Source organism: Priestia sp. FSL H7-0729 (assembly GCF_038005685.1).
Taxonomy (GTDB): domain Bacteria; phylum Bacillota; class Bacilli; order Paenibacillales; family Paenibacillaceae; genus Paenibacillus.
The window spans coordinates 218480-231441 of the sequence record NZ_JBBOTQ010000007.1; the positions used below are offsets into that span (position 1 = coordinate 218480).

At 47.2% G+C, this 12962-nt stretch carries 13 protein-coding genes; 10 read left to right on the forward strand and 3 right to left on the reverse strand.

What is annotated here, in order from left to right; translation table 11 throughout:
* The first annotated feature begins 46 nt into the window (after window positions 1-46).
* The 6 genes from MHH93_RS17660 to MHH93_RS17685 all read left to right on the forward strand — a co-directional run bounded on the left by MHH93_RS17660 (window position 47) and on the right by MHH93_RS17685 (window position 6416).
* Window positions 47-892 (forward strand): carbohydrate ABC transporter permease, encoded by an 846-nt coding sequence (locus tag MHH93_RS17660; protein ID WP_500055063.1) that lies wholly within the window; start codon window positions 47-49, stop codon window positions 890-892.
* Window positions 893-929: 37 nt separating this feature from the next.
* The gene (locus MHH93_RS17665) at window positions 930-2303 is read left to right on the forward strand and encodes an ABC transporter substrate-binding protein (protein ID WP_500055064.1); all 1374 of its coding nucleotides are present in this window, start codon (window positions 930-932) and stop codon (window positions 2301-2303) included.
* Between the two features lie 151 nt (window positions 2304-2454).
* On the forward strand, window positions 2455-3225 hold the full coding sequence (locus MHH93_RS17670; RefSeq protein ID WP_500055065.1) for an HAD family hydrolase: 771 nt from the start codon (window positions 2455-2457) through the stop codon (window positions 3223-3225).
* Window positions 3222-3560: a DMT family transporter gene (locus MHH93_RS17675; protein ID WP_083684565.1), complete on the forward strand. Its 339-nt coding sequence runs from the start codon at window positions 3222-3224 to the stop codon at window positions 3558-3560. Before MHH93_RS17670 ends, MHH93_RS17675 begins: the two co-directional genes overlap by 4 nt.
* Window positions 3560-4654: a metallophosphoesterase family protein gene (locus MHH93_RS17680; protein ID WP_500055066.1), complete on the forward strand. Its 1095-nt coding sequence runs from the start codon at window positions 3560-3562 to the stop codon at window positions 4652-4654. Before MHH93_RS17675 ends, MHH93_RS17680 begins: the two co-directional genes overlap by 1 nt.
* A gap of 304 nt (window positions 4655-4958) precedes the next feature.
* The gene (locus tag MHH93_RS17685; protein WP_500055067.1) at window positions 4959-6416 is read left to right on the forward strand and encodes a carboxylesterase/lipase family protein; all 1458 of its coding nucleotides are present in this window, start codon (window positions 4959-4961) and stop codon (window positions 6414-6416) included.
* 166 nt (window positions 6417-6582) lie between these two features.
* Here MHH93_RS17685 and MHH93_RS17690 read toward each other — a convergent pair whose 3' ends face one another.
* Window positions 6583-7734 carry a VanZ family protein gene (locus tag MHH93_RS17690; protein ID WP_500055068.1) on the reverse strand — a complete coding sequence of 384 codons (1152 nt, stop codon included), beginning with the start codon at window positions 7732-7734 and terminating at the stop codon, window positions 6583-6585.
* Window positions 7735-7972: 238 nt separating this feature from the next.
* On the opposite strand from MHH93_RS17690, the gene MHH93_RS17695 reads away from it, so the two are divergent.
* The 3 genes from MHH93_RS17695 to MHH93_RS17705 all read left to right on the forward strand — a co-directional run bounded on the left by MHH93_RS17695 (window position 7973) and on the right by MHH93_RS17705 (window position 10482).
* Window positions 7973-8314 carry a zinc ribbon domain-containing protein YjdM gene (locus tag MHH93_RS17695; protein ID WP_500055069.1) on the forward strand — a complete coding sequence of 114 codons (342 nt, stop codon included), beginning with the start codon at window positions 7973-7975 and terminating at the stop codon, window positions 8312-8314.
* 153 nt (window positions 8315-8467) lie between these two features.
* Entirely contained in the window at window positions 8468-9280 is an 813-nt protein-coding gene (locus tag MHH93_RS17700; RefSeq protein ID WP_500055070.1) for a class I SAM-dependent methyltransferase, read from the forward strand.
* A gap of 140 nt (window positions 9281-9420) precedes the next feature.
* Window positions 9421-10482: an LLM class flavin-dependent oxidoreductase gene (locus MHH93_RS17705; RefSeq protein ID WP_500055071.1), complete on the forward strand. Its 1062-nt coding sequence runs from the start codon at window positions 9421-9423 to the stop codon at window positions 10480-10482.
* 132 nt (window positions 10483-10614) lie between these two features.
* Here the strand turns inward: MHH93_RS17705 and MHH93_RS17710 are convergent, their stop codons facing one another.
* Window positions 10615-11274, reverse strand: a complete 660-nt coding sequence (locus MHH93_RS17710) for a TetR/AcrR family transcriptional regulator (protein ID WP_500055072.1) — start codon at window positions 11272-11274, stop codon at window positions 10615-10617.
* Between the two features lie 296 nt (window positions 11275-11570).
* Between MHH93_RS17710 and MHH93_RS17715 the strand changes: the two genes are divergently transcribed.
* On the forward strand, window positions 11571-12386 hold the full coding sequence (locus MHH93_RS17715; protein WP_500055073.1) for an SDR family NAD(P)-dependent oxidoreductase: 816 nt from the start codon (window positions 11571-11573) through the stop codon (window positions 12384-12386).
* Between the two features lie 104 nt (window positions 12387-12490).
* Here MHH93_RS17715 and MHH93_RS17720 read toward each other — a convergent pair whose 3' ends face one another.
* Window positions 12491-12955, reverse strand: coding sequence for a DUF4385 domain-containing protein (locus tag MHH93_RS17720; protein WP_500055074.1), 465 nt, complete (start codon window positions 12953-12955; stop codon window positions 12491-12493).
* Window positions 12956-12962: the final 7 nt, after the last annotated feature.

Genomic DNA, 12962 nt, shown 5'->3' on the forward strand with positions numbered 1-12962 from the left:
GCCTACCAAAAAGTCTAAACGGATGAAGCGCAAGGAGTTGCAGAACGTGTCACAACCGAATTTTAAAATAACTAAATTGATCCGCTACCTTCTGTTAGCCATTATCGCGCTGGGTACAGCCTTTCCCTTCTATTGGATGGTCATTAGCGGATTCAAAACCAATGATGAGATCTGGCAGTTCCCGCCGACCTTCTGGCCGGAGACGTTCCTGTGGAGCAACTATGTAGACGCCTGGAATGCGGCACCCTTTGCCCGTTACATCCTGAACAGTACCGGGGTAGCCTTAGCCATCTGTCTATTTCAGATCGTCAACTCCAGTATGATGGCGTACGCTCTGACACATATGAAATTCCGTCTCAAAGGTGTACTGACATCCCTGATTCTGGTGGGTTATATGATACCGAGTACAGCCGTATATCTGCCTAGTTACCTGGTGCTTAGTGAGCTCAACTTGCTGGATTCCTACACAGGCTTGATTGTATCCAACTGTGTCAGCGTGTTCTCGATCTTCCTGATCCGGCAGGCGTTCATGCAGGTATCTCATGAATTGGTGGAAGCCGGACAGCTGGACGGCGCATCCCACTTCCGGATTCTCTGGACGATTATATCGCCGCTTGTTCGCTCAAGCTTCGCCGTGATGGTATTGATTACATTTATTGAACAGTACAACAACTATTTCTGGCCTATGCTCATCACCAAAGATCCTGACCTGCAGCTGGTATCGGCTGGTCTGCGCAGCTTCTTTGTAGAAGGCGGGGCATATGGATTGGCTTGGCCACAGATTATGGCTGCGAGTGCCTTCACCATCGCACCCCTACTTATTCTCTTCCTGTTCACCCAGAAGACCATCATGCAGAGCGTTAATATTACGGCTGGTGTGAACAAGAACTGATATGCACTAACATTCACCTAAAACGGGAGGAACGACAATGAATTGGAGTCAGGCAAGCATGACATGGAAAAAGAGATTGAGGTTGAACTGGAAGGGTGGCATGTCGCTGGTACTCGCAACTAGCTTTGCGTTACTGACAGCTTGTGGGACACAAGCACCTGCAGAATCAAGCACGACGGCTGCTGCCAGTGGAACCGAAGCTCAGGCGAAAGATCCGGTGGAGATTGAGTTCTGGTATGGTCTGGGTGGTAATCTGGGTGATAACATGAAAAAAACGATTGATGCGTTCAACGCCTCCCAGAACGAAGTTGTTGTGAAAGGAATTGTACAAGCTGATTACACGGAGACCGAACAGAAGCTGCAAGCAGCGATTGCTTCCAAAAAGGTTCCGGCCGCTGTACTGAGTGCTAACATAGACTGGGCGCGCAAAGGATACTATGCACCGATGGATGAGATGATTGCGGCAGACCCGAATTTTAAGAAAGACGATTTCATTCAAACGTTCCTGAACCAGGGGGAAGTGGATGGTAAGCAATACTTCCTACCTATGTATGGTACAACCCAAATCATGTATTACCGCATGGATACGTTAAAAGAGAACGGAATCGATCCAGCGAGTCTGACGACATGGGAAGCGTTGGCTGAAGCAGCAGCGAAGATGAGCAAGCAAGAGAATGGCAAGACAACGTTCTCTGGCTGGCAACCGATGTGGGGTAAAGACAACATGATTGATGCCGTATTGGGTAAGGGTGGTCAGATTCTTAGCGACGATGGCAAAACAGTTATGATTGACTCCCCAGAGTGGATCGAGACATGGGACCTGTTCCGTAAATGGATTAACGAAGACAAAATCATGGGTATCGAGTATGGTGGTCAAGGTTGGGAATATTGGTACAAAACAATTGATAATGTGATGAAAAACAAAGCAGCAGGTTACACCGGATCTAGTGGTGACCAAGGTGACTTGGACTTCAGCGTAGTCGCTGCGATGCAACAACCAGGTTGGGAAGGCATTGGTGAAGGTAAACCGGTAGCGAATGCCATTTTGGCAGGTATTCCGGCAGCAGCGAGTCCAGAGCAACAACAAGCTGCTTATAAATGGTTTACGTATTTCTCTGAGACGTCCAACACAGCTTCATGGTCTATGAATACCGGATATATTGCAGTGCGTCAATCGGCACAACAAGATCCAGAGTTCATGAAATTCAGTGAGGAAAATCCACAGATCACCGTACCACTGCAACAAGCAGCTCACGCTTCGGCTCCATTCCAGGATCCAACGGGTGGCAAAATCAATGATGCATTGAAAGATGCAGCTGATAAAGTGCAGATCAATAATATGCCAGCCGAACAAGCGCTGAAGGAAGCGAAAGAGAAAGCACAGAAAGAACTGGATCGTGTAACGAAATAATGATATCGATGAACGGTTTCCGCGTGCTTCGGTCGAGAAGCAGTTCGAATAACAAGCGCGAGTATTGCTATAAGTAACTCATGCGAAAAGGGCGGTACATGCTGTACCGTCCTTTCCGTTCATACCATATCGCAGACAAGGAGTTTAACCAATGCAAGAAGAGATATATGTGGACGGATTAACAATTCCGATTGAAGCTGTATTGTTCGACAAGGATGGAACATTACTTGATTTTACGCGCATGTGGGGGTTTTGGACCGATTGTGTGTTGGGTGGCTTCAGAGACCAGCTAGCTACCCTGGGACTGCGTATCAATACAGAGGAACTTCCGCAGATCTGGGGTACATTCCACGATGACCAAGGCCAAATGAATGGGTATGACGTGCGCGGGCCGCTTGCGATGGGAACCATGGATGAAGTGTATGCCGTGCTGACTTGGCATGGATATCGTGCGGGTCTCAGCTGGGCTGAAGCCAAGATGATGGTTCGGGAGTGTTTGGCGCATGCAGAGGAAGAGATGGAGAATCATCGTCCTGCACGTCCGTTACCGGGAGTTCAAGAATTCCTTGAACAGTGCCGCAGCGAAGGCATGGTTATGGGTGTCGTAACAGCGGACGATACACCCAGTGCGATTAAACATTTGCAGTGGATGGGGTTGGATTCCTATTTTGACGTGGTGATTGGTACAGATCTGGTAGAGCGAGGCAAACCATTCCCCGATATGCTTCTGCTTGCCTGTGAACGGTTGGGAATACCTGTACAGCATACGGTGGTTATTGGAGATACGGACGGAGACATGGAGATGGCACGAACCGCTGGTGCGGGGTACAGGATTGGCATTGGAGAACCGGGAGGGATCCGCTTGGCGGATAGAACGATTCAATCCTTCCATGAATTGCTGAATGGTGGGCTGAATCGATGACGAATAGTCATGCCTATTTAGGCTGGGTCCTGTTGGCGCTAGCCATCGGGCTGGAGCTTAGTGCTACCATTTTGCTAAAAGTATCGGATGGATTCTCGCGGTTATGGCCTTCGGTGTTGATGTTTGTCTGTTATGGCGCAAGTTTTACTTTTCTTAATTTTGCAGTGAAGTATATGCCGCTGGCTGTGGCCTATGCGATCTGGTCTGGCGTGGGCATTACGCTTATTGGCGTCGTAGGACATTACTTTTTTGGTGAACGTCTGCGGCTCACGTCGATGGTATGGATTGGTTTTATTCTGATTGGCATTATTGGACTGAAATGGAGTGATTCTTGATGAAAAATGAACATACACTGGAGCAACCTATTGCCAGCTTCCAGGTCATTACGGACACACATGTGCGAGATGAGGCAGACCATATTCATAACCGGCATCTGGACCAAGCATTCGCCGACATAGCTACATTCAGTCAGGGAAGCAGCGGGATTATGCATGTGGGTGATGTGACGGATCGGGGGCTTCCGAGCGAATATCGTGAGTTGCAACGGATATGGAAGCAACATGCAGAGAGCTTGCCGGACATCCGGTACACGGTAGGTAATCATGATATTGGAGCCGTGGTGTGGCAAGATCCCCCGATTGTTTTGCTTGAGATGAGAGAGGACGAAGTAGCTGACCTGTTGGAGCAAGAGGCAGATATGGAACGGGCCACAAAACAAACTGCTGCTGAATCAGCTGCACTGATTGAGCAACTATCCGGCGGGACCTATACATTGCCTGCTGCACCTTCTGAGCAGGATGGCCAGGATGGGGGACCGATCTCTTCAGAAGTGGACCCCATTACAGTCGCAGGGTTATGGCAGCGTCGATTAAGTGATTTTGAAGGGACAACAGGCATGAGGGGCTCTTACCACGATCATTGGATCGATGGGTATCATTATATATTCCTGGGCACCGAGCAACCTCATCCGAAGGATTGTGAGATGTCGGCCGAACAATTGGAGTGGCTGGATGCAAAATTGTCTGAGCGTGCAGCGCCAGATCATCCCATCTTCCTGTTCTTGCATCAGCCGCTGATGGATACGGTAGCAGGATCAATGAAAGAGCAAGGCTGGTATGGTGTGAATCAGGATGCTGAACTCAAGGCCGTTCTGGCCAATTACCCGCAAGTGATTCTCTTCTCCGGTCATGCCCATTGGCAACTGGAAGCACAGCATACGATGTACGATGGTGCAGGCCACATGCCAACCATGTTCAATGCGTCGTCTGTAGGTTATCTCTGGACGGATCAGGATGAACATTTGGAAGGCAGTGAAGGGCTTCATGTGGAGATTTATAAGGATCGGGTGGTTGTTAAGGGACGGGACTTTGTCGCGGGTGAATGGATCGAGGGTGCTGAGTTTACGGTGCGTTACCAAGTAGAACGGTAGTTATTGGTTGGGGAATCAAAGGGAAGGGTCACTCTAAGGAACCATGTCATTGAGATAAGCACCAACTTAATGACAAGGCTCTAAGAGTGATCCTTTTGTGTTCATCTTTCCATGTATATCAAATCATAGAAGGGATGGATGAATCGTCATCCACCCCATAAAGTTCCACGTGAAACGTAGCCGGAGAGGCTAGGATTGGGTAAAGTTGTAAATGGGTATGCCTACAAACTATACTCAAATAAGTACACATGATATGCACGTACTCGTTCATTCAACCTATATATGGAGAGGAAGTAGAAGTGGCATGAGAGAACTTCAGGTTCAAACGAAATATGGTACTGTTCAAGGCGAGCTTTTGCACGGTGCAAGCGTATGGAAAGGTATTCCATATGCGAAACCCCCGGTAGGTGAGTTGCGGTTCAAGGCTCCGGTACAACCCGAGTCATGGGATGGAATCAGACAGGCTACGCAATTTGGGCCTGAGAATATACAACCTCGGAATCATCAACCTGAAGGCCTGACAGAACTGCCCAATGAGTCAGAAGATAGTCTATATCTAAACATCTGGGCGCCTAAGGAAAAGGAAACAGCGCTACTGCCGGTTATGGTGTGGATTCACGGCGGCTCCTTCGTAACCGGTTCGGGCAGCCAGCCCATGTATGATGGTACACAGTTAGCGGTTCGGGGGGACGTCATCGTTGTGACGATCAACTACCGACTGGGACCTTTGGGTTTCCTACATATGGCTCCATTCGGTGATTCATATGTATCCAATGCAGGTCTGCTCGATCAGGTTGCGGCTTTACAGTGGGTGAAGGATAATATCTCTGCTTTTGGTGGTAACCCGGATCAAGTTACGGTGTTCGGCGAATCAGCGGGAAGTATGAGCATTGCAGCACTGATGGCGATGCCAGCGGCCAAAGGACTGTTCCAACGTGCCATTATGGAGAGTGGTGCATCCCAGTTCATGCCGGCAGAGCAAGCTTCAGCGTTGCGGGAAGGGATGTTAAAGATTCTTGGGGTGGACCAGGACAACCTGCAGAAGCTAAATACAATTCCTGTAGAGCAGATTATTGCAGCCGGTGAAACGGTCAAACAGCAGAGCGGGGCAGGTATGGCATTATTGTTCCAACCTGTATTGGATGGGCAGACACTACCACAGATGCCACTTGAGGCAGTGAGCGAAGGCTCGGCACAGGACATTCCGGTGCTGATCGGTACGACATTGCACGAGGGTGCACTGTTCATCCAGCCACATGTACCTTTTTCAAAAGAAATCGATATGGTTCAGGGCGTAGACTTTATGACGCCAGATCTGGAGAACCGGGTAGCCATCGCGGATAGTTATCCAAAAACGGCAGATGGACAAGCCCAAGTGATGACTGATATGTTCTTCTGGCGGTCAGCGCTACAATATGCTGCGGCACAGCAAAAATATGCTCCGGTGTGGATGTATCGATTTGATTGGGTGATGCCGGAACATCCTCTGTTACAAAGAGCGATTCACAGCATCGAAATGTTCTTTGTATTTAATACGCTGCATGTCCTCAAATTCATGAATGCGGAGCCTGACGAGGCTGCGGCGGAACTTGCCCTCAAGGTACAGGATGCCTGGATTTCCTTTGCCAAGAACGGCAAACCTGAAGTTGCAGGTGTGAACTGGCCTGAATACGAGCAGGATCGTGCCACACTAATCTTCAACCATGAGATTGAGGTTGTACATGATCCGGATGCAGCTAAGCGAGAGCTGTTAGGGTTATAATTCAGGTTGATTGTTGTGTCTGAATACTCTGAATATCTGCTATGCGCCTAATCAAAAGAGGACGTTCATTCTCAGAATGAACGTCCTCTTTTTGTAATCTGACTAACGAAGTAAGCAGAACGTAAGCACGAATTAGAGGTACATTATACCTTGTTATCCTCCAATATTATTTACGAGAGGCACGTGTGCGGGACACCTCATCGAAGTAGAAGGAACGTTTTCCACGGGAGAAGAGCACGATCAAAATATGAATAAAGAGCACGGCATAGACCAACATATAGACACCGACTGTTCCTAGGGAAAGCAATATTTGATAAGGCCGAAGCATAACATCCTCATTACTGGTGAAGGCATAATCATTGACCCAGCCGATGATTGTAATCACGAACCAAGGCGTGTAAAGTGCGGCAAATCTTTTGAATAACGATTCACTGGTGGGTGTACCGGTCTGACGATCCACATAGCGGAATCGCAAGATCATTGAACCGGGAGTTACCCCATTTCGTACCCAAGGGATGAAGAACAACACAATGACCATAGCAATGGATGTATTTAGTGCATCACTGACCACATCAGATGCTGTGAAGATCGAAATCAGAATCGAAAGGAAGAAAACAACGACTCCATCGATAATTATCGCGAGCAATTGAGGCATAGCATACACTCGGTTTTGCTCCACGATCTGTTCGCTCTTCGCCTGAATGCTCTCACGTGATGGGAATAAGGCGAGCAGGATGGGAGCTGTGAAGAATCCAATGACCGCTCCTGAAGTATTCAACAACAGATCATCTACATCGAAGAGGCGATAAGGACAATTATAATACCCGTAGAATCCGGTGATCTGGGTAATCTCGAAGAATAAGGAAAGCCCGAATCCACCAAGCAAGGCGTACTTCCAGAACGATCTCTTTTGAAAAAAATAACGGATATATACACCCAGCGGCATGAGAAGCAGGATGTTAAATAGAACTTGCAGGAAGGCTCTGCCCTGAATCATGCTGAGATAGCTGGAAGGCTGAGACCATACAATGGGTGTTTCCTTCATGATATCTTTGACAAAAGTGAATGGAATCAGATTGTAGTAGATCGTGTCAGCGGCTTGCTGCGCACAGGTATCTCGCGTCGTTGGAAACGGGAGAATGACGAGGCAATAGGCAGCCAGAATATAAAAGATAAAGGAGAAGCTGACGCCAAACCGCGACCAGCTAAAGAAGCCGTCTTTGCGATAACCATAGATCAACCACGGCACCAGCAAGAACATGGCCGCAACAACAAAGATGAAAAAAGCCGTTTGCACAGGGAAAACATATGAGGACATGAGTAGGGACTCCTTTGGTATTAAATATATGATCAGTTCATAGAGACTTAAAAGTAGTGTTGGTGTAGTGTGTGTCAATGAACAGTTACATCATAAGTTTTTACCCTTAAAGTGAGGGATGCATGAACCTTAAATTTGGTTTAAATCTATTCATGCAGTGATCAACCTTATGGAACATATCGCCGAAATCCCGTATACTTGCTGGATAGCCAATCGTAGAATGGAGAGTTTAATACATATGTCTAATTTGCCTAACTGTCCGAAATGTAATTCAGAGTACACGTACGAAGATGGTAATCTGCTGGTATGCCCGGAGTGTGCGCATGAATGGTCTTTGGAAGCAGACAATGATAACGCAGAGGATACCAAAGTAATCCGTGATGCCAACGGAAATGTACTAAATGATGGCGATACCGTTACGGTCATTAAAGATCTGAAGGTAAAAGGTAGTTCGCTTGTGGTCAAACAGGGCACGAAGGTGAAGAATATCCGCCTGATTGATGGGGATCATGATATTGATTGCAAGATCGACAGCTTGGGTGCGATGAAGCTGAAGTCCGAATTCGTGAAAAAGATATAAGATCAGATTAAGAAACGTTCAGTTCCGCATTCAATGGGAATTGAACGTTTTTTAATTGACAGGAAATATTTAGCAGATATATACTGGTTGGAATTTAATTTGTTTGAACATGGTTGAGTGCTCTACATATAAGAAAAGGCAGGTGCCAGAGCGATGAAGAGAGATCACATTATTGAATATTATTCGAAGTTTGATGAGTGGGGGAGACTGGAGCGAGAACCGATTGAGTTCATCATTAACATGCATTACATCAAGGAGTGTCTCCCCGCTACCGGTCATATTCTGGATAATGGCGCTGGACCGGGAAAATATGCTATGGAACTGGCGAGACTGGGGTACCAGGTCACTTTATCGGATCTGACACCCTCCTCCGTGGATATTGCACGGCAAAAGGCACAGGAGTTCGGTTTGACAAAGCAATTCGATGGATTCCATGTTCTCGATGCCACTTCGCTCTCCGGTATGGCTGACGAGACGTATGATGCTTCCCTTATGCTGGGGCCGTTATATCATCTTCAGACAGAGGAGGAGAGGACGGCTGCTGTACGGGAGTTGTATCGTGTGACCAAGCGAGGAGGCGTGGTATTTGTAGCGATGCAAAGCCGCATGCGCATGAGTATCAATTCGCTGCAATCCCCGCAGCATTGGAAGCCGAATGATAATATGGCAGCCATCTCTTCTTTTGTGGAAAAGGGTATATTCGATCATCAGGATCAAGGACGATTTACGGGGGCATATTATTTTAATATTCAGGACGTTACGCCCTTCATGGAGCAACAAGGATTTGAAACCGTTAATCTCATTGGTTCATCCAGTCTTAGAGCCATGCTTACGGACGAGCAGCAACAACACTGGACAGAACATGGCGAGTATAATGAACTCATTCGATATATGATTGAAGCCGCCAAAGACCCTTCCATATTGGGAATCTCGTCTCATCTGTTGTACATCGGGAGGAAAAAATAACATAAACGTGCCCTCTGGAAACAGGGGGTACTTGTGTTTTTCATCAAAATAGTTCAATATTAAGATACATAACAAAAGGTGATCTACTTACAATAGGTTAGATGAACGACGGATCGCTTCATACCAAGGAGGAACAGACAATGGAAATCGGAATTAGTACATTTGTGGAGACCAACCCGGATGTGAAAACAGGGGAGCTTATCAGTCATGCGCAGCGCATTCGCGATGTCGTTGAAGAGATTGTTTTGGCAGATGAGGTGGGTCTGGATGTATACGGTGTGGGAGAACATCATCGTGCTGACTATGCCGCTTCATCACCAGCTGTCATTCTGGCAGCCGCAGCTTCACAGACTAAGAATATTCGCTTGACGAGTGCGGTAACGGTGCTGTCATCGCATGATCCGGTACGGGTCTATCAGGATTTCGCGACACTGGACGGCATTTCGAACGGACGTGCAGAGATTATGGCAGGGCGGGGATCATTTATCGAATCGTTCCCACTGTTCGGCTACGATCTGAACGACTACGATGAGTTATTTGATGAGAAACTGGATTTGCTGCTCAAGCTGCGCGATTCGGAAAAAGTAACCTGGGAAGGCAAACACCGCCCTTCCTTTAATAATCTGGGCATCTACCCTCGCCCGGTACAGGAAAAACTTCCGGTATGGATTGGCAGTGGCGGTAATCAGGAATCGGTAGTTCGTGCAGGACTGCTCGGTTTGCCGCTGGTGCTTGCCATTATCGGTGGTCGTCCGGTGCAATTTGCACCACTGGTTGAGCTGTACAAAAAAGCCGCTGCCCATGCGGGACATGATGCTTCCAAGCTGACCGTTGCTTCTCACTCTCACGGCTTCATTGCCGATACAACGGACGAAGCTGTGGAGAAATTCTTCCCGCCAGCTCAAGCGGTCATGAACATACTGGGCCGTGAACGTGGCTGGGGACACTACAGTCGTGCGACATTTGATGCGGCGCGCAGTCTGGAAGGCGCATTATATGTAGGTGATGTGGATACTGTAGCTCAGAAAATTATTTATCTGCGCAAAGAAGTCGGTATTACACGTTTCATGTTGCACACCCCACTCGGCACCATGCCGCATAACGAGGTCATGAGAGCAATCGAACTGCTCGGTAAAGAAGTTGCTCCAATCGTGCGTAAAGAAATTGCACGTTGGGAAGCGGAGAACCTAGAAGCACGCTAATCGGCTGAAAGTCGATACAGTTATAGATTGAGTGAACCAAATAAAGGAGCACGTCCTCGGCGTATTACGCCAATGGACCTGCTCCTTTTTCATTTGTTTGCTAAAAGTCTCCATAAGATACAGATGGCATACTTATCCATCCGCAGATGAATTAACAAGGGAGTGTATGACCATGGACAACGTATGATCATAGAGAGTTTTGGCAGCTTCTTCGCTCTCAATATGGCCTCCCAGGTACAGATGGATAACACCGTGTAAGGGAGCCCAGATCATTCGTACCGCAAGCAGGGGGTCTTGCACCTGAAGCATTCCCTGTTCAATGGCGATCTCCACCAATGCAGACACTTGCTTCAGAGCAGTTGCTGTTCCCTGCAAAGTCTCACCATCCGGTTTGAATTCGGAAAAAGATCCTCCAAACATCAGCTGATAGAAGCTGGATTGTGAAATGCCAAAGTCCCAATAGACATAGGCCAGATCACGGAAATATTGTTCAAACGATGCTTGCCGGGGCATAGCTTCGAACCGCTGAGCCATGAGGGAGCATCCCTCTAGATATAAATGCTTGGCGAGCCCTTCTTTTTTGCCGAAGAGGTTATATATGATTTTGGTGGAGCACTCCATGCGTTCAGCTACACGGCGTACCGTGACGGCTTCTGGTCCATGCTCTTGCAGTAAAGCAGCAGCAGCATGCACAATATTTTGCCGCAGATTATCCGAGTGCTGGAGTCTGGCTTCCTGAAAAGTGGTTACCGTATGTGCAGATTCCGTGGAACCCGAATTAAGATCCTTCATTGATTTCATCCTCATAACCGTATTGTTGTTGTGTTTGTATAGAAAAACTTCAGCTTAAATGCGATCTGTCTTCTATGAGAGTACGTCGATATATTTTTTTCTTATGGTCATTCTACTGTTTTACGCCGGATAACGTCAATTTATCCGAATCCAGTAAGGAAGCACACCGTTCTATATACAAATGTAACAATTATAATTTGACAGAATCATGGGTTTGAATTACGATGATTCCATACAGAAACATTGTTTCTTATTGAAAACAAGTGTTTCAATTATGCGTAGAGGATGGATGAACGATGATAAAGGATCAACAACAATGGGCACTTATTACAGGTGCATCATCAGGTATTGGGGAAGTTTTTGCACTTGAAATGGCTTCCAAGGGTAAAAATATCGTGCTGGTGGCCAGAACAGAGTCCAAATTGATTCAATTGGCACAACGGATAGAGCGTACATATCAAGTAAGGGCCGAAGTGATCGTATCGGATCTGTCTCACGTCGATGCACCTCAGAGCGTATATGAGGAATGTCAGAATAGAGGAATACAGATTGATATACTGATTAACAATGCTGGATTTGCTACCCATGGATATTTTGAACAGGTGGTTGGTTCAAGGCAACAGGAAGAGATTATGTTAAACGTGCTCGCCTTGACGAACATGACGCATCTTTTCTTGCCAGGCATGCTGCAGAAGCGAAATGGTGCTGTCATTAATGTATCGTCGACTGCTGCCTTCCAACCTGATCCGTATATGGCTGTGTATGGAGCGACGAAGGCATTTGTACTTTCTTTTACAGAGGCATTATATGAAGAAAACAGGAAGCGTGGCGTTCAATTTTTAGCGTTATGTCCGGGTTCAACTGAGACTTCGTTCTTTGATGTGGTGGGTGCTGATGAAGCCTCCGTGGGCAAACGTGATACACCTGAGCATGTCATAGCCGTGGCCATGAGGGCACTGGAATCAGGCAAACCCTACGCTGTGCCAGGGGCCAGCAATTATTGGACAGCGCAATTCACCCGCCTTGTGCCTCGTAAATTGATGCTGCGAATTGTAGGAAGTATGCTTCGTCCACGTTCCAAGGGGGGTAAACCAGAAAATATTCAAGTTTGACGATTCAAACATAAGACGTTATCGGTGTATGATGCTCGGGTAACGTCTTATTAGGATTTATTAGCGTCTGATTAGTACACTGCTTAGAGCATTGTGTTGGTTTCCTACGCCTCATCAGACTCATACTTTTCCCGATGCTCCTTCTTCATCTTCACATAGTCCGGATCCGTCTTCGCAATCTCCCATTGTGCTTTGAATATGGCTGCGGATTCCGCCTTTACCTTATCATTCTGATAGGGCAAGATTGAGCCATCCTCCTTCGAATATTTGCGTCCACCTTTGTGATTGGTATACCGTCTGGCCCGTGTATAGCCCATCTGGAGAAATTTGCGAGCCATATCCATACCCACGAAATCTCCCTTTTTTTTATACTCCAAAAATAGCTCATAGATCTTCTCTGATGACTCTGTCGCAATCTCGGGTGTTTTGAACCGCCAGTGTGGCAGGATCTCGCCTTTGTAGGGTTCTACCATCAGCACACCCTGCTCACCCCGGCCTACGGTGTACAGCTCAGGATGTTTGCGAAGATCCAACTTTTCATAATTGAGACTGTAATCAAATTTTTTCATGTATACG